Origin of the sequence: Vibrio sp. 10N.239.311.G01, assembly GCF_041465805.1 — a bacterium.
GTDB classification, from domain to species: Bacteria; Pseudomonadota; Gammaproteobacteria; order Enterobacterales; family Vibrionaceae; genus Vibrio; species Vibrio crassostreae_C.
Genome location: NZ_JBFSRM010000037.1, coordinates 1 through 22,884, shown reverse-complemented (window position 1 = coordinate 22,884; position 22,884 = coordinate 1). Strand labels below are relative to the sequence as shown.

Annotated in this window: 20 protein-coding genes and 1 pseudogene; all 21 read left to right on the top strand. The window is 48.3% G+C overall.

All coding sequences use genetic code 11. From position 1 onward, the window contains the following. Positions 1–127 precede the first annotated feature (127 nt). Complete coding sequence (locus tag AB6D06_RS20850; protein WP_016800598.1) at positions 128–307, top strand: TraY domain-containing protein; 180 nt, start codon at positions 128–130, stop codon at positions 305–307. Positions 308–650: 343 nt separating this feature from the next. Next, positions 651–1,019 (top strand): hypothetical protein, encoded by a 369-nt coding sequence (locus tag AB6D06_RS20845; protein ID WP_048660709.1) that lies wholly within the window; start codon positions 651–653, stop codon positions 1,017–1,019. Positions 1,020–1,194: 175 nt separating this feature from the next. After that, positions 1,195–1,482: a type IV conjugative transfer system pilin TraA gene (gene traA, locus AB6D06_RS20840; protein WP_016800088.1), complete on the top strand. Its 288-nt coding sequence runs from the start codon at positions 1,195–1,197 to the stop codon at positions 1,480–1,482. A 9-nt stretch (positions 1,483–1,491) separates the two neighbouring features. Next, positions 1,492–1,794, top strand: coding sequence for a type IV conjugative transfer system protein TraL (gene traL, locus AB6D06_RS20835; RefSeq protein ID WP_372111701.1), 303 nt, complete (start codon positions 1,492–1,494; stop codon positions 1,792–1,794). Between the two features lie 14 nt (positions 1,795–1,808). Beyond that, positions 1,809–2,384: a type IV conjugative transfer system protein TraE gene (traE, locus tag AB6D06_RS20830; protein WP_016800090.1), complete on the top strand. Its 576-nt coding sequence runs from the start codon at positions 1,809–1,811 to the stop codon at positions 2,382–2,384. After that, the gene (gene traK, locus AB6D06_RS20825) at positions 2,371–3,156 is read left to right on the top strand and encodes a type-F conjugative transfer system secretin TraK (protein WP_017096434.1); all 786 of its coding nucleotides are present in this window, start codon (positions 2,371–2,373) and stop codon (positions 3,154–3,156) included. Before traE ends, traK begins: the two co-directional genes overlap by 14 nt. Then, on the top strand, positions 3,146–4,690 hold the full coding sequence (locus tag AB6D06_RS20820; protein WP_048666133.1) for a TrbI/VirB10 family protein: 1,545 nt from the start codon (positions 3,146–3,148) through the stop codon (positions 4,688–4,690). The genes traK and AB6D06_RS20820 overlap by 11 nt, the downstream gene beginning before the upstream one ends. Further along, positions 4,687–5,082 carry a type IV conjugative transfer system lipoprotein TraV gene (traV, locus tag AB6D06_RS20815; RefSeq protein ID WP_017104313.1) on the top strand — a complete coding sequence of 132 codons (396 nt, stop codon included), beginning with the start codon at positions 4,687–4,689 and terminating at the stop codon, positions 5,080–5,082. The genes AB6D06_RS20820 and traV overlap by 4 nt, the downstream gene beginning before the upstream one ends. A gap of 150 nt (positions 5,083–5,232) precedes the next feature. Beyond that, on the top strand, positions 5,233–7,782 hold the full coding sequence (gene traC / locus AB6D06_RS20810; RefSeq protein ID WP_229648361.1) for a type IV secretion system protein TraC: 2,550 nt from the start codon (positions 5,233–5,235) through the stop codon (positions 7,780–7,782). Continuing rightward, entirely contained in the window at positions 7,733–8,464 is a 732-nt protein-coding gene (traW, locus tag AB6D06_RS20805; protein WP_102488789.1) for a type-F conjugative transfer system protein TraW, read from the top strand. The genes traC and traW overlap by 50 nt, the downstream gene beginning before the upstream one ends. Before the next feature lie 158 nt (positions 8,465–8,622). Continuing rightward, positions 8,623–9,633: a conjugal transfer pilus assembly protein TraU gene (gene traU, locus AB6D06_RS20800; protein WP_017103572.1), complete on the top strand. Its 1,011-nt coding sequence runs from the start codon at positions 8,623–8,625 to the stop codon at positions 9,631–9,633. A gap of 253 nt (positions 9,634–9,886) precedes the next feature. Then, positions 9,887–10,600: a type-F conjugative transfer system pilin assembly protein TrbC gene (gene trbC, locus AB6D06_RS20795; RefSeq protein ID WP_017103571.1), complete on the top strand. Its 714-nt coding sequence runs from the start codon at positions 9,887–9,889 to the stop codon at positions 10,598–10,600. A 36-nt stretch (positions 10,601–10,636) separates the two neighbouring features. Next, on the top strand, positions 10,637–12,364 hold the full coding sequence (gene traN, locus AB6D06_RS20790) for a type-F conjugative transfer system mating-pair stabilization protein TraN (RefSeq protein ID WP_372107313.1): 1,728 nt from the start codon (positions 10,637–10,639) through the stop codon (positions 12,362–12,364). A gap of 23 nt (positions 12,365–12,387) precedes the next feature. Further along, the gene (gene traF, locus AB6D06_RS20785; RefSeq protein WP_102561329.1) at positions 12,388–13,173 is read left to right on the top strand and encodes a type-F conjugative transfer system pilin assembly protein TraF; all 786 of its coding nucleotides are present in this window, start codon (positions 12,388–12,390) and stop codon (positions 13,171–13,173) included. Between the two features lie 44 nt (positions 13,174–13,217). Beyond that, entirely contained in the window at positions 13,218–13,631 is a 414-nt protein-coding gene (trbB, locus tag AB6D06_RS20780) for a type-F conjugative transfer system pilin assembly thiol-disulfide isomerase TrbB (protein ID WP_016800100.1), read from the top strand. Beyond that, positions 13,628–15,034, top strand: coding sequence for a conjugal transfer protein TraH (locus AB6D06_RS20775; RefSeq protein ID WP_016800101.1), 1,407 nt, complete (start codon positions 13,628–13,630; stop codon positions 15,032–15,034). The genes trbB and AB6D06_RS20775 overlap by 4 nt, the downstream gene beginning before the upstream one ends. Positions 15,035–15,037: 3 nt before the next feature. Further along, positions 15,038–17,851 (top strand): conjugal transfer mating-pair stabilization protein TraG, encoded by a 2,814-nt coding sequence (gene traG, locus AB6D06_RS20770; protein WP_229648364.1) that lies wholly within the window; start codon positions 15,038–15,040, stop codon positions 17,849–17,851. A gap of 83 nt (positions 17,852–17,934) precedes the next feature. After that, positions 17,935–18,471 (top strand): hypothetical protein, encoded by a 537-nt coding sequence (locus AB6D06_RS20765; protein WP_229648365.1) that lies wholly within the window; start codon positions 17,935–17,937, stop codon positions 18,469–18,471. Positions 18,472–19,337: 866 nt separating this feature from the next. After that, positions 19,338–20,811 (top strand): annotated as a pseudogene (gene ltrA, locus AB6D06_RS20760) (group II intron reverse transcriptase/maturase). A gap of 676 nt (positions 20,812–21,487) precedes the next feature. Next, entirely contained in the window at positions 21,488–22,057 is a 570-nt protein-coding gene (locus AB6D06_RS20755) for a hypothetical protein (protein WP_016799065.1), read from the top strand. 583 nt (positions 22,058–22,640) lie between these two features. Beyond that, positions 22,641–22,884: transposase (locus AB6D06_RS20750; RefSeq protein ID WP_372111689.1), on the top strand; the 244-nt coding region annotated here is incomplete at its 3' end.

Sequence of the window (22,884 nt, the reverse complement as noted above, 5' to 3'; positions counted from 1 at the left end):
TGAGAGGCCCATCACAAAAGCAAATAAGTTTAATAATTCTGGGTCACTTTTGAACGATTAGAGGGTTCAGCGATATTTCAGTTTGAACTCGGTCGTTTCGGTTTTTCTTAATTGAAAAGGATTTTGTATGAATTTGAAATCAGAATGTAGGGTTGATAACAAGGAAGTCGGTATCGCTTTTAGTCTTTCAGCAAACGCGAATAAAACGTTAACGCTATCGGCGAAAAGAGCAGAACGGGCCAAAAAGCGCGAAGGGAAACTTCGATTAGAAGATCATCTCAAACGTTTTCCCAATTGGTCGCTGTAACGAATGATATTGCCGTCTGAGATCTTATTTCAGATGGCCTCGAAGGTGGGCTGCCTTCACGATTGCAAAAAGCGCCGCAGAGGGGCGCAGGCCTGCGTAATATGCCTAACAAATTCAGGAGCCCTCTCTGGGGCGACGTCCAAGGCTGTTTTTCTACTCAATTAAGCACGCTGGTTGAGTGGTGAAATAGAGTTACTTGGGAATACCAGACACCACACCCTTTGGATGTGCGCATTCTACTACAAGAATGCTCAAGCCAGTTTGTAGCACGGCTCTTGAAAGAGAGCCCATTGTTTTGCTTTTTTAAAAGAACAAAACAATGTCCTAAAAAGGAGTGTGAACGATGCAGATTATCTACGGACATTGTCGTACAGATGAGGCGGCGAATGTATTAGGCCACTTTGTTGAACAAGGGGATTTTGTCAGCGTCAAAGAACTGGGAACGGTCGGGCGTGAACACATGGCGTTTGCCGCCTTACTGTCTTTTACTGGACACCTTTCATTCCCTTTCTATTGGAAGGGTGTTCATTTTGTTGCGGTTCAAAAACAAGTTCAATCAGTTAACCGTCTCACTCTCCCAGCTTCAAAGAATGCTTGTAAAAAACGTTATCGGAAGCTTAAGAACACCATCATTAGCGCTCAAAATTGGAAGCAACATGTGAGTCGTAATCGCGGTTTGAAGTACGCGAAATCTTCTCTGTTTTCTTTATGATGCGTGCCTATACCTGTCGATTTTAACCTTTCTCCCCACGCGCCGTTTAATTTGCACGTTGCACGGTCTGCCTAGGACAACCTAACCCTTCTTCCCAGCTTCTCAGGCAAGGAGGTCTTTTACTCCATCATGACCAAACACTTGATAAATTTATCACTCAATAAGGATATTTATTATGAAAAAACGCACCCAGCGCACCCTCCTTGTCGGGCTTGGCGTTGCTGTCTCGACACTTCTTATCACTCAGCCCGCTCTGGCTGCCGATATCTTCGCGTCAGGTAAACAAGCCATGAAAGACTCGGCGGGCAAAGGCTCTGCGGTTGAAACCGCGATGCTGGGGACTGGGCTTGCGGGGGCGGTCGTCACTGGACTGATGAGCCGTAACTGGTTTGCGGCCGTTGGCGGGTTCATTGGCGGCTCAGTCTTGTGGAATGTTGGAGCACCACTCGTCGGCTTAGGCTAAGGAGTCACAATGGAAGACCCTCATCAGTTTTTTTCTATTCCAAAACACATGAACAAAGGTCGTCGCTGGCTCGGGTTCCCAGTTGATGAACTCGTGCCTGCCCTCTGCATTTTTGGCCTCTCATTCTGGCTTAAACACGAAATGATAGGGCTGACGTTATCGCTGGCTTGGTTTGGGGGATTACGTTACATCAAAGCGCAATACGGTGACAACATAGTTATCCTGTCACTTTATTGGTGGGGGGCTTCCTTTGTCCATCCCACCCTCTTTAAGCGTACCCCCTCAGCCTGTCGTCGTTACTGGATTTTCTAAGGAGACCCTTCATCATGGATCCGTTTGTTAAACGGGATAAGCTGGCCGTCAAAAGCCTCCTCAATCTTTTTTTGAGTGCAGGCTTTCTTGTTATGCTTATCACTAACCTGGTGTTGGGTTACACCAGTTATCAAGCCCTTACCCATCAAAGCCGAACCCTAGTCCCGCCCACCCTCTCTCAAGCCTTTACGGTTTCGGATGGCGCGGTCGATGAACCTTATCTTGAGCAAATGGCGGATTATCTTCTCTACCTGAAACTCAACATCACGCCGGCAAGCGTTGGACGTCAGTTTGGTCAGTTACTTGAATATTTAGACGAGACAAGCTGGTACAACGTTCAACCTAAGCTGCTTCGAGAAGCCACGGTGGTTAAAAAAGATAACATCAGCAGCCAATTTTCTGTCGAGTTGGTCCGAATTTCTCTCGACACTCTCCAAGTACAACTCTACGGGAAACTCCAAAAGCACGTAGGCCAACGCGCACTAGATCCGGAGATGAAGTGGTATCAAGTCAACTTTAGCTATGACCAAGGCGTCATAGGTTTACTCTCCATTGAAGAAGTCGAGGTCAATACCGATGAATCTTTATGAGCAATCATTCACCCCATCGCAGCAATGGCACCCTTATTTTTTATCCATCGCGCTTTGGGTGGTCTTTTTCATCCCCTCTTTTGCCCTGGCTGAAAATGCCGCCATGGTGAGCTATGAGTTTGACGAAGGCGACACGATCCCCTTGTCACTCTCTTCCATTAACGTGAACCGTTTACTGGTCAACAATGACCGTATTATTTCGATCGTCTGCCCGAAAGGGTTTTGCACCTCAACGGGCAACCAAAAAGACGCTTCCGGCTCCATCACCTTAAAAATTAACCTTCCCTTACCGTTTACCGCGCACCTGACGACAGAGAAAGGGCGATTGTTTGCGCTGTTTATTACCCCCAAAGCTACACCATCTTTGGTCACGGAGTTTGTTTGGTCGCAAAATTACAAAGAGCAGCAAAGCCCGATTGAGCAGGCGGCGGATTATCCCGCCGCCATGACAGCGCTCACCAAAGCCATGATACGTTTTGTCCATGATGGCGCTCCCATTGCTGGTTTTAAACGTCACGACGTTGACCCCAAAACCTTACCCAAAGATGAAGCGTCACTGGCCATCATCCCTCAAACGGTCTTCGTGGGCCGTCATTATTCTGGGGTGGTTTATCAGCTCAAAAATCAAAGCCGCAGTGACATGGCGCTGACCACCGCGCAGTTCTACAGCTATTCCGCACGCTCAGCCGCGCTCGATGCCTATCAATTAAAACCTGGGCAAACTACCACGCTCTATCTCATTACTGGAGGAGGCGCCACCCATGCTCGATAAACAAAAAGACGCCTTGGGCCGTTTTAAGAAACGCGTCTTCAAAGACACCGACGGGGACTTTGAAGACGGCGGCACGATCAATGCCGTGACAAGAAAGCGCAATCGCACCATTACGCTCACGGTATTGCTGATATTGACCGCCCTGGCTTTTGTTGTTTGGCGGTTAACACTGTCTCCCCAAGCGCCAAGCAAGGGCATTCAAGATGTCGGATTTGGCGCTGTCGTCACCGATGATTTTACCGACAAAGACAACCAGTCCGCCCTGACGTTTCAACAAGACAAAATCAACCAAATAGAACAAAGCTTAGCGCGGTTTGAAGGCACATTAAGTCGCTTTGGACAAAGCTTAACCTCTGAGTTAGAGAACATTAAAAAGGCCAATGAGCGCGATACAAAATCGCAACTGACAGAGCTTGAGCAGCAGATGCAACAAAAGCTCGATGAAGTTGACGCGCTCAAGGCGCAGCTTGAGACGCAATTAGCCTCAACCCTCAAGGCAGGCGATCCTTCGACTCAACACGGCATCGAGACCAACCAAGGAGACACCTTTGGCCAATACAAACTGCCCCCAAGACCGGCCATTAATAGCAACATGGATAACGCCAAGGTGAATGAGTTCCAGTACCAAGAGCAAGATGATGTGGCCTTTAGTGGTGATGCCTTTGATAGCTTTGAATTTCACTGGCAAGCCAGTGTCGAGGAGAAACAATCCCGTCGCACGACCGATAACTACGTGCCAACCGGCACCTTTGTGACCGCCGTAATTACCGGCGGCGCTGATGCTAATGGGGGCGTCTCTGGACAAGGGGATACCTCACCGATTGTCTTTCAGACAGTCAATCAGGGGGTCTTACCCAACGGTCAGGCCTCTAAATTGAAGGATTGCACGATCACCGGCGCCGTCTACGGTGAGATCTCATCCAGCCGCGGCGTCGCTCGCACCAGTAGAATGAGCTGCATACAACCCAATGGCGATATTCTCGATATCCCCGTCAATGCGACCGTGTTTAACTTTGGTCGCAATGGTATTCGCGGTACCACCATTTTGAAAAACGGTAAGATCGTTCAAATGGCCGGCATTGCGGGGATCTTGCAAGGCGTAGGGGATGCAGGTAAAGCGCTGGCACAAACCACGACACCGACGGCGCTCGGCCCAAGTCAAAGCATCAACAGCGATAAAATTGGCTTGAATCTGCTTGGCGGCGCCACGGAGAGCGTTGGCAGCAAATTGGCGGACTACTACATCAAACTGGCCGAACTCTATCATCCGATAGTGGAAGTCAATCCTGGTGCCATCGTCAATATTGTCTTTTTGGAAGGCTTTCCATTAGATCCATTGCTGGCTGATGAATACGAAACGCGTATGAATGAGCAGCGTGAGCAAGTCTCCAACAGCAATCAACTGTTAGATGTCATTACCAACACCCCCTCTCTTCCACCAACCACTCAAACCGCCCCCATCAACCCTTTAGCGCAAAAAATCACCCAACAAGGGTTAAGCCGCGTGGGCTTTGGGCGTGAGGAATCACCATGAATAGGCACGCTTTGTTTTCACTATCGATACTCTTAGGTCTGACCGGTTGTAGCGCGGGCTTTGAGAGCGAATACAGTTGCGATCAGGTCGGCGGCGTTTCAGGTTGCGTCACCATGAACGAAGTTCGAGACAACCTATACGGTTATACCGGAGGCAGTGGTAACGCCACGGTCTCTTCTCAAGCGCGTCTCGCCCCACCTTCCGCCTTTACCTTACTGCCAAGGCGCAATCGAGAGGGGGAGCCAGAGCGAAGCCAAGAAGACGTTAAAAAACTCACCGTCTTCCCTTTCATCGACAAAGACAATCACTACATCGATACGATGGATGTTTACTTTGTCTTAGACGATAGCCGTTGGTCTGGGCGCCCTGCGCGCGCGATTTGGAAAGATTGATTAGGAAAAAAAGAAACGAAGCTTAAACATCATTTTTATCATGGGCGCGCGACATTCAGTCTCAGCCTTCTCTCAATGAGGGGGGAATCCATCAAGCGGTCCAAGATTGTGTCACGCCCCCTAACATTAAAATAGAAAAAGGGATCCCCCATGTTTTCCTCCTCACGCAGTGGCTTATCCGCCTTATTTCAAGAGGCCAAGCAAGCCCAAAACCACCTTCACCATGAACTGCCGTATCGAGATTACGATCCCATTGAGCGGGTGTTCGACAATCCCCACTCTCGCGGTTTTGGCTTTAAAATCAGTGTCCTTGGGGGCGCTAACGACGATTTAATTCAGTCGTTAAGCCACCTCATGGGGGATTTGCCAGCAGGGGATAAATGGGACTATCAAGTGCAGCTGTTTGGTCACAACCGAGTGGCGCACTATCTCGAAGGAAACCAAGCTCTACTCAGTCAGCGAGGCGGTATCTGCCAGAAGCTGGCTAACGATGACGCCATTTACGCCCACTACGCCGCGCAGCACGGTTTTTTACACCGACAAAAAAACAATCGCTTTGATTTGCGCGATTACGACGCGTTCTTTTTTGTCTCCACCACGGAAAAAGACCCACAAGAGCTGCTTGATGCGCGAATGACTCTAGAGACAGGACTGGCGCAGCTTGGTTTTGATTTACTGCCCGTCACGCCTGAGATGTTGCTGACCGATGTGAGTGATATCTTAAACTTTGATAAACGACAAGACCGGCCAAAGGAAAAAGGCTACAACCCGTTAGAGCCTTTGAACCTGCAAGCCCTCTCTCCCGATACCGAAGCGTTAACGCATCGTGGCCATATCGCCACCCGTCATACCAATGACCAAGGGGAGGAGGTGCGCACACGGCTGGTCAATTTGGGACTTTCTCGTCTGCCTGGGGATTATCGCTTGTACGCCTTACCTGAGGCCTTTTCTTCTCTTCGCAACGTTTCTCGTAATATCACTTGCCCTCACCGCGTCACGTTGAGCTTTCGTAATGAGCCAACCGGTAAGCAAAATGCGGATAACGATAATAAGATAAAAGACTTAACCAAGACGGTGAACAGCCAAATGGCGCTGCTGGCTCCAACAGCGGAAGATGAGCTCAAAGAGCGAAAAGCCCTACAAAAAGGTCTGTTGTCTAAAGAGTTTACCATTGCGTCTATGGTACTCACGGTCTCCCTGTTTACCGATAAGACCCACCAGAAAAAAGACACCCAAGCGGCGAAGGAGTCATTCAGCCATGCTGGCCTTGATATCATTCCCCTGAAAATGAATCAGCCACAAGCGCTGCTTTCAACGTTGCCTTTTATGATGAGCGAAGGGTTGTGGGGCGATTGTAAAAAAGCCGGCCGAGTTCGCACGTTAAAAAGCTCTAATCTGGTGAACCTCTTCCCTCTCATCATGGATTTTTGTCAGTTAAAAGGCGGCGTATTGCTGCCCACGATGCGCCAGCAAATTTCTTTCTTTAACCCTTTCACCTGTGGCAGTGATAACCAAAATATCGCTCTGACCGGAGGCTCAGGCGCAGGGAAAAGCTTTCTGGTTCAAGAGATTGCCGAAACGGTTTACGCCATGGGCGGTAAAGTGTGGATCCTCGATAAAGGGGCCAGCTATAAAAAATTGACGCTCAGCCTTGGGGGGACGTACATGACGCACGCCAACATCTTCTTAAATCCCTTCACGCATTTAGGCGCCATGCAAAGTGCTGAGTTTGAGTTTGTGGATGATGACGGTAGACCGGTCGACCCCATGATGGAAGCGCTCGATAATATCACGGCGTTGTTTGCCACCATCGCGTCACCCTACGTCCCACTGACGGCGTTTCAACAAAGCGTCTTAGGCGATGCGATAGTGACGGCATGGGAGCGTAAAGGTAATCAAGCCTTGGTGGATGATGTCAGAGACGCCTTGATTGAGATTGCTGGAGAAGAAAGCGACCGACGCATCAAAGACATTGCGGTGCAACTGAAAAAGTTCTGCACCGACGGCATGTACAAAGATGTGTTCAACAAGCCCTCCATGCTCGACCCCAGTGTGGAAATCACCACGCTGGAGCTGGATGGGTTTCCGCCTGCTGTGCTCAGACCCGTGATTTTTGCGTTGATGGTTTCGATTAACCAGCAGATGTACCTGGCTGGCTCTCGCTCTACCCCAAAGCTGTGCATCATTGAAGAAGCCTGGAGCCTCCTCTCTGGGGCAAACGAGCAAGCGAGGGAGTTCATCAACACCGGTTATCGCACCGCCCGTAAGTTCGGCGGCGCTTTTTGTACAGTGACTCAAGGGATTGAAGACTTCTTTAGCAACGAGGAAGCCAAAGCCTGCTACAACAACTCCGATATCCACATCATTCTTCGTCAAGGGGAAGGGTTTGATGAGTATCTGACCCAAAACCCGGATGCCTTCTCACCGTTTGAGCAGCGCCTCATTAAAAGTTTCGCTCCGTCTGCCGAAGCGGGATACAGCAGTGCGCGCATCAAAGCGGGTGGCCATGTCACCTATCACCGCTTTTTCGCCTCTCCGGTGAAACGCGCCATGTTCTCAACCGAGCCTAAGGAGTTTGAGTATTGTGAAAATCTTTATAAACAAGGCCACTCACTGGAGCGCGCCATTGAGCAAACCTCCAGGCACTTTTATGGCAAAGACATTGACGCCTTTAATCAAGCCATTGGGGCGAGCGCTTAAATCCCCCCTTTTTCTTTTGGTCGCTGGACTGGCAACGACAAATGCCGCTGGAAAGAACTTGGGCCAAGTGGCCCCTATCTTCCCCATCGGTGAGATTGACATGCTGGAGTGGATTGACCAAAGACTGAAAGGGTTTGAGGCCAGTGGTCAATTAGCGGACATGCAAAACGAGTTCACGGAGCGCGCCAAGCAAAGCATTGAAAACCCACCGCCCGTTGCAGGCTTAACCACCACGATCAACCCCCGCACCTTTTACGTTGACCCAAGCATCACCCTCCCTAAAGACATTATCGCCCCCACTACAGGAGCCGTGATTGCCAAAGCGGGCACCAGAGTGAACCCCTTTGATACCCGCACTTGGCCAAAGGTCGACGGTCAAAACGTTCTACCACAATTTGAGTTAAGTAAGGTGCTGGTCTTTTTTGATGCCAGAGACGCGCAGCAACGAAGGTTCGCTAGCGAGTATCAAAACGCCAAGCCAATCAAGTGGGTACTGACAGGAGGCAGCCCGAATAAAATGGCGACCTTATTGGACGCAAGAATGTATTTTGCGCAGCAAGGCCACTTAACCCAATCGCTTAACATTACTCACGTCCCAGCGATTGCCTACCAAGAAGGCACGCGCTGGCGCATCGATGAGGTGAACGTATCGGGTTTGCACCCCTTGGCGATAGAGCAATAACAATGACATCGCATTGGAAGTGCGCACCTCCCTTGATTATGCTTCCAGTATGACGCTTTTTTTTTCTTAACCAAGCTCGCTTTTGGCGGCGATTATGGGGCGAAGCCTCTTGTCGAGACAAAAGGAGTACCACGCTCGGCGTGGAAAAAGGACACCCCATGACACAACGACACTTTCGTTTACTGTTGTGCTGCCTATTGGTTTTTATTGCCCCATCAACCCTAGCAGCCAGTGCGGCGTGTAAAAGCCGTTTTATTAACCCCATGACCGATATTTGTTGGGATTGCTTGTTTCCGATGACGATAGGCTCAGCCACCGTCATGCCCTCTAAGTACCCCGATACGCCCAATCCCACACTGCCTATCTCTTATTGCCCTAAACCGCCGCCTATCTTTGTGCAAATAGGCATCAACATTGGCTATTGGGAGCCTTATGCCTTAACCGATATCACGCGCGTCCCTTACTGTATGGTGAACATGGGCGTGCAAATGTCCGGCGCTAACACTCAGCGTATCGGTGGGCGCGTGACCGCCCGTGAGAGTGACAGCAGTGACGGAGGCTTTTATCACGCCCATTGGTATAAGTACCCCGTTATTTATTGGCTGCAACTGATGCAATCCACCGCCTGCATGGCCACGGACGTTTTTGATGTGGCCTACATGACGGAAATTGACCCACTTTGGGACGACGATGAGTTATCCCTCATTCTCAATCCCGAAGCGTTACTGTTTGGTAACTTGGTTGCGCAGCTTGCTTGCGTGCCCGAAGCCCTGTTGACCTCCACTAACGCTGCCTTACCTATTGATGCTTTATTTTGGTGTTTAGGCTCACAGGGCAGTGCCTATCCGCTCACCGGCACCACCAACTATCGAGACACGCCCATCCAGGCGGCGACACTCTTGATGGAAAAGCTGAACTACAAACTGCACCGGCAAGGAATCATCTGGGAGACGCGCGGCGAAGATGGCGCGATTTGTTATCAATATCCCGATCCTATTTTGCCAAAATCTCGTTATCGGTATCAAATGTCGGGGCCTATTCCCGATGCCGCCTGGTGTCACCCGTACACCACGACAACCACAATCTGGGAAGCCGGCCATGACAACCCGGTGACAGGGGATAACTTTGGTTTTGTACAATGGCGAAAGCGCAACTGTGTCTTTTTATAAGGTGACGCGATGATGCCCATTCTTCCCCACAAAAATGAAACGGACCTATTTATTGCCAGTCACCCTGACTCCCTTACCGATTTTTTAAAAACAGAGCTCGCCAACAACAAGCACATTTACTGCTGTTTCCCGCTCTCGCAGTTTTGCTTCTCGTTTTGTCGCGATCTCAATGCTCGTAAGGTGCTGTCAATCAGCTTCCAAAACGCTCACACCCTCTACCCACCCTTTCAGCGGCCATAATGAAGAGGTTACTATGACCATTCCATCTTTTGAGAGCACCTTTAGGCGCTCTCTTGTTTTTCTGTGTTTTTTTATCGCGTTACCCGCCCAAGCTTACACTGAGCAAGAGCTCAAATCTTTTGCCAAGCTTGAGCAAAAAATGACTCAACAACCGGAGGCGGCGAAGACGTGGCCTACGGACGACATACAAAATAAAGCCCAGGCTTATCGAGAAGAAGCGCTGACTCTCAGCCGCAATGTTCAAGATTTGATAAAAGAGGAGAGCCTGTCCCCCTTATTGGGGCGACAAAAGCCCACGCGCAACCCTGACCAAGCCCCAAAAGGGGTAATGGTGTTTGTTTCACTCACCATGCCCAAGACCGCGCTCAAACAGCTTCTGATGCAAAGTGAGCACTTAGGCGTTCCACTGGTGATACGCGGTGTCTTACCTGAAGGTTTTCCGGCCACGGCCAAGCGGATCGAGGCCTTGATACGCTCCCCCAATAAGGCGCCCATTCAAAGCGGCTTTTCCATCAGCCCTGATTGGTTTAAGCAATTTGATATTCATCGCGTACCGGCCTTTGTTTCGGTCAAACAAAACCGTTGCTTACCTAAGCAGCCTTGCAAAGCCAGTGACTACGACATCCTTTACGGCAACATTTCACTTTACCAAGCTCTGGATTACCTCGCGGCCGGGGATGCGCAGCAAAACATTCATCCACTGTTGCGCACGCTCTATGCCCAATAACCCTCTCTCACCCCAACTTTTGATGAGGTGCTCCTTATGCGCATTGACCTCTGGGCTGCGCTCACGCTCAGTTTTTTATCTACTCTCGCTCTTGCCAGCGAACAACAAACCTTTACCGAGAGCGCCAATTGGGCGAAGCAAACGGCAAGCCAAGCTCTCACGCCTCATGCGCTTCCACTCAATGTCGATGACTATTGCAAAGACGCCACGTGTCGAAAAGAGATCCGCAGTCCAAAAGAGTCAAGACTGTCAGACAGTGATATCAATGCACAAAAAGGGACAGAGTTTGTGACCAATGGATTGGCTCAAGACATCAACACCCACTTTAATAAAGGGCGCCCCGATGTTAAAAGCGACCCAGCGATGCGCTTTGCCTTACTCGGCCAAGAGAATGCGTATGAAATCACTCACGGTCTCTCAAATGCCTATGTGGATTGTGATAGCGGCTCCCAGTGCCTTATCGAACACATTCCTAAACAGTGTCATCGTCCAACGAATAACAATGTGCCTTGTACAAAAGTCCCCGTTGCCTCCGTGAGCACCGGTGAGGTGAGCTACCGCTGTCCATCCGGCTGGACACAACAAGGGAGGGATTGCCAACGCCCCCTCCCACAATGCCGATACAATAATGACAATTACGTGAGGCAATCAGGGACTAGAAGAGGTTTTTCGGGATCAGAAACCACGTATTTTTGGGATGGAAAGATAGTCTCTCCCAACCAAGGCTACACGCTTGGCGATTTAAAATATACCATCAACTTAAACTGGCAATGGAGCGCATACTGGCATAAACGCTACGAGATTTGTCGACCCACCACACAAACGAAAAAAGCCACCTTGAGCTGCTCAAACGGATTCTCCTTATCCGGAGGGAACTGCATCAAAAACACCATGACCTGGCGAACACAATGCCGCCTGATGAACTCGTGCAAGGTCACTCGCCAGCAATGTATTGAAGGTCGAGCCACCCGCACCATTAATGGCATTCCCACCACGCTCAATTGTTGGAAATATCGGATAGACCATCATTGTGACCGCCCTAATACCTGCGCAAACCTCCCGAAAGACTGTACGACTCAAACTCAACATTGCAGCCTTAAGCAAAATGGGGTGTGCGTCGAGCAAGAGGTCACAAAGCGTTGTGTTGAGAAGACATGCCGAACCACTGATCTGCAATGTGGGGAGCACTCCTTCTGTCTTGACGGGGAGTGTTACGAGGAGGCGCCCAAATTGAATAACAATTTTGATAAGTCCGTTGCGGCACTGGCAGGACTTGCCGAAGCCGTGAAAGACATCGGCGACCCACCCAAAATATTCACGGGAAAGCCGATGAAGTGCAGTAAGAAACTCGCGGGCTTCAACGATTGTTGTAAAGACTCAGGATGGGGGCAAGGATTGGGAGCGAAATGCAGCGAAGCGGAAGAAGCGCTGGGGGAAGCCAAAGAGAAAGGCTTAACCCTGTACGTGGGGCAATACTGCGCCAAGAAAGTGCTGGGTGTCTGCACCCGTAAAAAGCGCAGTTACTGCGTTTACGACAACAAGCTGGCCAAAATCATCCAAGAGCAAGGGTCTCTTCAGCAACTGGGTAAACGGTTAGGCAGTGCTAAAAATCCCACCTGCGCCGCTATTACGCCCGAAGAACTGGGTCAAATCAATTTTGAATACATTGATTTTAAAGAGTTCTACCCGGAAATGCGTGCCAACACCAACCTCCCCAACTTTGATGAAATCAAGAAACGACTTCAAAGTGCCACGGGCGGATAACCGCCTCCACGGAATCAAGGTCTATGATGATGAAAAAACCTCTGCTTTGCGTCATTACCCTAGCGCTGCTGACTCACCTCCATCCAGCTCTTGCTCAAGAAACCCCTCCTGGGTGGCGCTGGTACAACGAGCCAAAGGCAATGCCCGTAACGCCCAAACCTAAGCCGCTACCAAGCAACACTCAAACCACCGTATCAAGCCCTAAAACGTTATCGGCGACCGAACAGATGGCCTGGTTTCACTCTGTGCATATTGAAGCGCAAAACGACGCGGCCATTCATCCCAAAGATAAAGACAAGCTCGCGAAGTTTTTAGCGTTAAATCATTTTATCACGGACCAAACCGACCAATTAGGCATGACCTTTAAAGCGCTGCTGCTCGAAAGACCTGAGTTTTCTTACACCAAAGACCATCCGACAGAGCAAGCGGCAAGACAAGTGTATTTAACACTGGAGGATAAGAAGAAAACCGACGCGGTTGAAAAGATGAAACAAGACGGATGGGGCTTTTTCTTTGTTTATGAAGGAAAAGATACGCTAAGCCAGCAACTCGCCCCGTCCATTCAAGCGTTTGCTGACCAATACCATTTTGAGCTCCTTGGGATCAGTAATGATGAAACCTTCATCACTCACCTCAAAGAAAACCGCCACAACCAAGGAAAAGTCACGGTGCCTTTTACGCCCGCCTTGATTTTGGTGCATCCAAGCACTGGAGAGATGAAGCCACTGGCGTACGGCTGGATAAGCCAAAATGATTTAATTGGGCGCTTTTACAACGTCGCCACCCACTTTGAGCAATCGGATTTTTAAAGCCACTCAATCCATGTAAAACCACCCAAACGTAAGGAGGCGCTATGCCATTTCTTCGTACCCTTGTGCTTGCTTTTTTGATTCATGCCGCCAGCGCACACGCTGCCATGCAAAACCAATATGCCCTAGTGTTCTTTTTTGAAAGCACCTGCCCGTACTGCCATAAGACCGCCCCTAAAATCACTCGTCTTGGCGAGCGATTTCAATTGCCGGTTTACGCCTTCTCTGTTGATGGGCCGGGCCTTCCAGGGTTTGAGGTCCCTATCCCTGTCACACCAGAGATAGGCAAGACCTTTTTCCCAGGCCAGGGAAAAACGGTCATGCCTGCGACCTTCTTAATGAACGTGAACAGCCGTAAGTTCTCACGTCTGAGCATTGGAGACGTACCAGAAAGCACGCTTGCCCAAAGCATTCAGAACGCCCTTAACGATCCGCGAGTGCAGGAGGCTCTCCAATGAAGCGCTCACTTTTCCACCACTTGTCCACCGTTGCGGTGAATAAGCGAGTTATTCCTTTATTTCTCATCAGCTTATCAGGCGTAAGTCACGCCGACACCAACCACTCGCTGGCCCGCTTTTTTGATAACTCAGGGTACAACGCCAACGTCTCAACCCCGACGGCTTACCAAGGGCAATCGGCCAACTACTACACCGGTGGCAGTTTGTTTGTGCGTAATCAAATTGTCGATGCACAGTTGGTCAGCGTCACTGTCCCCTCCATCAGTACCGGGTGCACTGGCATTGATATGTTTATGGGGGGATTTTCACACATCAGCTCAGACCAACTGGTGAAACTGGGCAAAGCCATTATTCATAATGCCCCTCCTTTTATTGTCAACTTAGCCCTGCAAACCTGGGCACCGCAGCTCAAGCAAAATCTGGATAATCTCCAAGCCAGGCTCGACAAATATCTCAATCAATCGGTGAACTCTTGTGAAGCCGCGCAAGCGTCCATCGGTGGACTGGCCGCCTTTGCCGCTCCTGCTACCAAAAAGCATGTCTGCGCGACGCTTGGTACACAAAACAACGCCTTCTCAGATTGGGTTCAAGGGCAGCAGGAATGTGGCGCAGGAGGCAAAGCAGCGGGTCAGCTAAAGGACGCCAAAAAGGATCCAGCCCTGAAAGACATGACCCAAACCAATCACAACGTGGTCTGGTCTGCGATCATGAATAACGCTTTTTTGTCCTCCGACAAAAATCTAGCGCAATTCATGATGAGTTTGTCAGGCTCTTACGTGTACGACAAAGACGGCAATCCGCGTTATTACCCTAGCCTTTTGACCGACAACAACAACCTCGTCAACGTGCTGCTCGAAGGGGGCAAGGCTGACGTTTATCAGTGTCGCAAAACAGGCCCAGATGCGTGCATTACCATTACCAAGCGTAATAACTTATCCATAAGTCAAACTAACGGCATACAAAACCAGATACGCAAACAACTGGAATCGATACTGCAAAAGATAGCCACCGACCAAAGACTCACGCGTCAACAAGAGGGTTTTCTGGAGCTGATTCAAACGCCGGTACTCAAGTTCTTTATTGACGACTTATCCGCCAATCAAACCCCCGATACCAGCAACTACTCGCGAATGATAGCGGTGGAGCTGCTTAATCAGTACCTCGTGAGCATGTTAAATGTTGCCCGCCAATCCTTGGCCAACACCAACAACAGCCAGGATGACATCGCCCTCATCACTCGTGATATCGATAACGCCAAACGCTTTACCGCGGGGCTGGCTGAGAATGCCATTGAGGCGCTCAACAACCGCAATCAACTGATTGACTCGCAAAGAAAGACCACGCAGCAAAGCACAAAAGAAATCAGCACGACCACCAAACCTACCCCGGCTTATGGGAACTGACCTATGATACTCGAATATTACACTTACACTTCCGGCGAAGTGGTCAACAAAGCCTTTAATGCGCTGGCCACTTTTTTTAGAACCAATACCTTTGGGGATTACTTACAGATGTGCATGATGCTGGGGCTTATCACCAGTTTGTTTATCTTCATGCTGTCACGTAACCCCAAAGACCTCATCAAATGGATGGTGGTGTTCTTTGCCGTACCCCTGTTTCTTATCAACATGAAAGCCGACATGCTCATCATTGATAAGACGCAACCGGGTAAGGCTTACAAGGTGGATAATGTCCCTTACCTCGTGGCCGTGCCTACTTACTTTTTCTCTTCTATCATGGTGGGGATGGCCGAAGGTGTGGAAGGCATTTTCACCACCTCCGACGATGAGCGTTATGGTCGTACTGGGATGTTGTTTGGCTCGGAGCTGTATCAGCTCTCAAGACAATCCAGAATCAATGAGCTGGCACTACAAAAACTCTGGCGAGACTACTTTCATAACTGCATGATTGGGGATGTGAGAATCAATGGGAAATACACCTGGGATGAACTCTTTACCGCCCCTGATATTTTTGCCTTTTTAGACGGCGTTAGGCAAAGCCCGTTGCGCGCCCTTTATCTTGATGAGGGCGGCGGCCGAAGCACCTACAAGCGATGTGAAGAAGCTTACCCTATCATCAAGCAGCGCTTTGATGATGCCGCCAATAAAAACATGAGCTTGTTAGCGCATCAATTGCTTGGCAAAGACGCGGACCGTTATAAGCCGCAAGTGGTGCAGTCACTCACCCGCAGCTACGACAAATTTTTTAGAATGAGTACCAGCGCGTCCAGCACCATCAAACAAAACATGCTGATGAACGAGCTACGCTACAACCTTGATAGCCTTGACCCAACGCAAGCTGCGCTCAATTACGCTTATACCACCAATAAACTGCAAACCACCTCAATGTGGGCGTCATTAGGTTTGATGGCAAGAGAATACTTGCCGATGCTCCATACCATGATGTTTATGTTGTTCGCGTGCCTAGGCTTCTTTGTTGCAGGTGCCGCGGTCATTCCTGGCTTGACCATGATGGTGTTAAAAAACTATTTTGGGACGTTTGCCTTTTTGGCCACGTGGCCAGCCTTGTTTGCCATCATCAACGGCTTTCAGCTTTGGGGACTGGAATCTCTGTCTACGGATGTCTCGGGGAAGTTCGGGGGGCTAGTGCTTTCCAACGCGAATGCCGCGGATGAGCTTCACAGCCGCTTCGCCTGGATCACGGGTATCTTGATGATAGGCGTCCCTATGATAGCCAAAGGCATTTTAAAAGGCGGTCAAGAAGTCATGTCGAGCATGAACTACCAGCTCTCGAGCATGATTAACTCGACCAATGCCAGAGCGAGCGCTGCAGCGTCCACGGGTAATCTGGATTTTGGCAGTATGCAGATTGACAACCACAGCATGAACAACACCCATGCCAATAAGTTTGATACCAATACCCTCGCCAACCAAGGTCACAGCTACACCCAAAACCCAGACGGCTCGGTGACCACACAACACGGAGATGGGCGCACCACCTACGACAGCTCACAAACCACCAGTCGCGGCAACATCAGCGCCAACACGCAAAGCATGCTGCAAGAGAGTGTGGCGAATGCCCGCAATCAAACGCAGCAAAACCTTGAACAAACCAGTACCCAACTGAGTCAAACCCTCCAAGGAGGCGCGGCGCTGAGCGACCGCTGGCATGATAGTGTGGGTAAAAACCTGGCTTACGGTGAAGGCAGCACCAGTGGCTTTAATACTCAAGTCAGCCAAGGTATGAATGACATGCAAACGGCGGTTGACAGCGTGATTCAACAAACGGGTTGGACGAAAGACCAATCACAAGCTTACCTGCAAAGTGTCTATGGCGGCTTCGAGGGCGGCGTAGGCACCGGTAAAGGGGCATCGCCATTCAATTTAGGCGCCAGTGGCGGCGTGAAATGGTCTGATGATGAACGTACGGCTTACAGCAAGATGAATACCGAGCAAAAGCAGCAGCTTGAGCAAGCCACGCAGCAATACACCGAAGGGGCCAATGCCGTGACCAGTGCCGGCACGCAGGTGGACAATAAAGACACCCGAACTTCGGTTGAGCAGTTTGCGCATGACTTTGCGATTAACGCCAGCAACACCAAGTCTCTTGGTGTAAGTGCCATGCAAAGCCAATCGGACTTGAACGCCCTCTCGAATACTCAAACGCGCCTCGACTCTGGCAGTGCCAGCTTTACGGCCAACGCGATTCAAGGCTTCCAGAATTACTTGGAAAAAGACATAGGATTAAACCAACCAGACGTCCAACGCCTAATGACCGCTTACCAACCGGAAGATATTGCTGATGCTAAAAAGTCTTGGCAAGAATACACACGCACTGAAGAGTTCACCACCATGGCGGGACTCGATGGTGACACGGCGAAGATTGTGGCAACAATGGAGAAAGCGCATGAAACCACCACCCCAACCCAACAACCAGAACTGACACCCGAGCAAAACAACACGATGGAGAAAGGATGGGCTAGTACCGTCGATACCGTGGCACACACCCGCACCGAGATGCTGCATACCAAGGGAACGGGCGGACTCTTTAATCAAGCGCGCTTTGATGGGGTTACCGATGATGTAAAACTTCAACAAGAGGAAGCGCAGAAACCCATCATCAAACCTGAGCCGATGATTGAACTGACAGTCAAGTCGCAGGTAGAAAAGGAGATCACTAGACCCGAAAGGACGGAATACGTCACCTCCGACCAAGCCTATCCTGCGGTGCCAAGATACACACAAAACTCGAAAGAATAATACTTAACTAGGTGCATAAAAAAGAACTTTATGTACCGCCTAAATACTGGTATTATGATCAGGTATCTAGAGGGAGAATGACCATGAAAACAGTCTTACCATTACTGCTGCTTACCTGTGCGAGCGTGCAAGCTCAACCCCACTCTCCCGAGCTCACTCAACTGCTGAGCGAGATACACGAGCAGTACGAACTCGCAATGATAAATAAAAGACCATATTCCCAAAACCTGCCGGACATCACCAAACTGCCCTACTTCTTGCAGCACATTGACGAGACGGACACCGTGGAGTCCATACGCTTAAACGCCTACCTACAAGGTTTGCATACTGCGTATTTTGACAATGCCTATAATCAAAAACAGCTAGGCGGAGGAAGCTGGTTCTGTATGCGCGATACAATGGCACTCGATCCAAGGCGCCACCCTGAGTTCCTTGAAGATATGATCTGGATGGTACTTGAGAAAACCGCCAAAAACGATCCGCAGAAGTTCAGACGAGCAAACTATGCAGGGTCCTTCGGCGTTGATATTTCAATGATTATTAACTACGGCTTACAAACCGAATACCCTTGCTACAGCCCTATCCCTAAATCGTTACAATTTAACGGCTGGAAATATTAATCTCGGCATAGGATATCCATCTAGAGTGAATGTAATTTCAGGTATAAGGCCAGTACGAGAGAGTAGGAACGGGTTAAATGTCTTTATTCTAGACTAGGTATTCATTGGCCGCTGCTTGGGCACAAAAACGTTCCTTTAACCCCTTATATAGCCCAAGAAAGTATTACGTTCCTGTTTCCATGAGTAGCAAGCAATAAAGTATCCTCTTAAAATGGCAGCGATCGCATCGGTACGCTGCTATTCGTTCTAATGAATCATTAGAGTAGTAGCTCTAGCTCATTTCTGCCCGTGCGACCTGAAGTCGTATGAAGCGTTGTTCACCACGACAAGAGTGAACCATCTGTATCACCAGATGACCCTAAGATCCTGAATAAAGTAGCGGATCTGACAATGTAACGAAACTTGGCCGTTAGGCTGAGTGGGAACAAAATCGTGAGAGGATGTTCCTCCTGAAAACCACAATTCGGGTAAGTGCTAGGGAGTCAATATGATGAACGTATGTGAATCCATTAAAGGTGCGTCATATGATGAAGCAGCGGAAGTGGTTAATACGCTGTGGCCAAAACGGCAACGAGAGTCGGAAAGGAGTTGGGCATTGGCCTTTCGTGATCAAAGTACTCTCCGCACTAGAGTGGGCATCTAAGTTGACATTTTACGTAACATACGGAACAGGGTAAGCCTGTATCGCTCCCTATGGGAAAGCCCTTGTGGCCGATAGTGATGCGGGTAAAGGAGGTCGGAGAAAGCGAAGGCTGCATTGTAACGATGCAGATACAGACTCGTGTCTGGTCACGAAAGTGAGCCCACTTCCGACTGGTCTTTCGTTGCGAGAGAGTTTGAAGAACTTTATTTAAGGAGAAACGCAAATGATGATTTCTAAAGAGATTAGTGCCTCTCCTGACAGTGCTCAATGGCAGTCTATCGACTGGAAACCTATTGAGTCGCATGTATTAAAGCTTCAGATGCGTATCGCAAAGGCAACTAGAGAAGGTAAACACGGTAAAGCGAAAGCCTTGCAGTGGATACTAACCCATTCTCGCTCAGCCAAGCTTCTTGCAGTAAGGCGAGTATCTCAAAATAAAGGTAGTAAAACGTCTGGAATAGATGGTGTCATCTGGAACACAGATGCACGCCGCATAAAAGCAGTTAATCAATTGAGTCGAAAGGCGTACAAAGCCCAACCGCTCAAGCGTATCTACATCCCTAAAAAGAACGGCAAGCTCAGACCATTAGGCATTCCATGCATGATTGACAGAGCGCAACAAGCCCTCCATCTTCTTGCATTAGAGCCTATATCGGAAATGCTTGCTGACCCTAATAGTTATGGATTTAGGCCAAATCGCAGTACTGCCGATGCAGTTGGGCAGTGTTTCAAATGTTTGGCATTAAAGAAATCAGCTAAATGGGTACTTGAAGGGGATATTAAAGCTTGTTTCGACAAGATCGGCCATCAATGGCTTCTTGATAACATCGTTATTGATAAGAGAATGTTGGAACAATGGCTAAAATCTGGCTTTATGGACAAAGGTCTGTTTTATCGCACCGATGAGGGAACACCGCAAGGTGGGATAATATCACCAACCTTGATGCTAATGACTCTTGCTGGACTTGAGCAGCATATTAAGTCTACGGCCCTCAAAAAGGGTAGTAGAGCCAATTTCATTGGATACGCCGACGATTTCGTCGTCACCTGCGCTTCAAAGGAAGTGTTGGAGAACGATATCAAACCGTTGATCGCTGAATTTTTAGCGGAAAGAGGCTTAACATTATCCGAAGAGAAAACGCACATTACACACATCGATAACGGCTTTAACTTTCTAGGGTTCAATCACAGAAAGTACAAAGGGAAATTGCTCATTAAACCGAGTAAATCTAACACATTGCTGTTCTTGAGCAATCTGCGCGAACTCATCAAAAAGCATGCAACAACCTCTGTAAACGATCTTATCAAACTGATAAATCCGAAATTAAGGGGTTGGGCTAATTATTATCGCCATTGCGTGGCTAAACAGGTATTCGGATATGTAGGTCATAAGCTATTTCTTGCATTATGGTACTGGGCAGTGAGGCGTCATCCGACAAAATCCAAAACTTGGGTGGCCCTTAAATACTTCGTCAACCGAAAAGGCCAATGGCATTTTCATGGTTGGCAGAAGATCATGGATATGGATTGCCAGTTCAATCTCTTCCAAATAGCCAAAGTACCGATCGAGAGACATGTAAAAAATCCGAAGTGCAGCGACACCATATGACCCTCAACACCAAGAATACTTGGCTAAGAGAAAGTCAAAAAGGCAAGCTCGCAACTCTTGGAAGGAGCCTACTCTCGCTGCTTTATAAGTTGCTGGGTATCAAACGATGCCTTCGTGAAGGCTTGAGCCTAGTGCAGTGAAAGTTGCACGCTGGGTTCTTAGGGGGACGGCACTTGGTAACAAGTGTCGTCTACCCGACCTAAATTGGTTTCGCCAAAAAGTCTGCATTCACAGTCGAGTGGTTTTTGGCCTAATAGAACTAATCTGACACCCAAACTCAAAAAGAACGTAAACTGGGTATCAGAGTGCAGTTCTTAGTTCAAAGCAACTCGATGACTTTTGCTCTACAAACCGATCTTAAAGCGTCACAAACTTACAAGGCGTTATGGAAGCATACCGCCTTGATCAAGTGTCTAAAATCTTCGCTAAGAGCGTTTGAGGTGGTCTGAGGGCTGTTTCTGATAGCAAACTCGCACATTTACCAAATAGTAATAATAAACACCGATTTTTGTGAGGTTGTGTTGCAACAATTTTAAAGCCGTCCTCCGCAATCTAAAACTTGCGTCAATAAGAATTAGCAATTTCGCAGTAAAACCTCGCCCGATGAGGATGATCACAGGGATATTAAGTGTTCTTTACTATAAGGATAAGGAGCGCCATTTTATAAACTAAATAGCGGCCTTGCCCCTGGTTGAATGCTGTTTTTATATACAGTATATTTGGCTGGTTTTTATTCCCGATTTATACGTTTAACGGAGCAAAATATGAGTAACACAGGTGAAGATCTAATTTTAGCTATAGAGAATAATTCAAAACTGATGCAATTGAGTAATTGCCCATCTGTACCAGTTGAATTTAGTCGTGCTGTTTACGGTTCTGTTCAGAACGATTCTGGCAATGGTTCTGTTATTGAAAATAAAGGAAATATGCAGAGTCAAATAAATACGGCTCTTGCTTTTTCCGGAGCAAACTCAGAAACAGAAGTGTGGCATTTTTTAATGGGGTCAGCTGTTCACCATTTTGTAGTTGTTCCATGGTATAAACAATCAGCGCCTCAAGGTGTTGTATACACTATTTTTATGGCTTATGAAGATAAGTACAAAGTAGATAATTATGTAAATAAGAAAAGTCCAGCTCCTACAGGGACTAAAGGTTATAAAAAGGTTTGGACAACTAGCGATTTGAGTAATATGTTTTCTGAGTTACTAACAAGTAGCGATGCTTGGGAAAGTTACTTTGGAAATGTTGGAAAAAATCAAGCAACTAAAATTACTTATTGGAAGTACAAAACAACAACTTTATCTTCTGCTATCACTAATGTTAATAATTATTAACGTACCCCAAATTAGCGTTGAGGTATGATGGTTTTTTGATCAATTAGCGTTCATGCTAAACCCTGTTATTTATGGCAAGGTAAGCATAGCGTGAGCTTGAAAAGCTCATTATTTCGGTATCCGTGGAAGCCTCCTCCTTTCCATTACGTTGGCTCTTAATACGTTATGGCGCGTAGAGAGGGGGAGGTAGTTTCACAGTAGTATTTAACGTTGCTGAATACACATTTACCATAACGACACTTAGTGCGAACCCAGATTTAGATGCAAAAAAAACCTCCCAATCGGGAGGCTTTTTCTTAGAGAGTGTCATGAAAGCTAATCTTTACTGCATTATGAGTATAGATCAGGTTTTAGATGTGTGTGATTTTGCCTTAATTTAATTTAACGGCACTTAGTGCGCACCTAACCCAATACTTTTGCTAGCGCGATGCTACTCACCGCACTAGCACTTCACAAGTAAATTTGCCATACCTGTAGTTATTGATGGTTTTCTAATTTAGAAAAGGCACTGGCAAGGTTTCCCTATCTGGCAGGGTAGTTGTCACTGTTAAAATTTAACCAGTTTGGGCGATAAAGAGTAATTGTGTCTCGTATCTCAGTAGAAAGAAAAGAAGCTATCTTGAAGAAGCTATTACCTCCCTATTCGATGTCAGTGAAAGAAGTGTCGGAAGAGGAAGGAATTAGCACTGCGACCCTGTATCATTGGCGCCAGCAACTCAGAGGTTCAGGAGCCGCCGTGCCAAATAGCAACACTTCATCAGAGCAGTGGTCTGCTCAAACTAAACTCGCCATTGTTGCCGAGACTTACTCGATGACCGAAAGTGAAC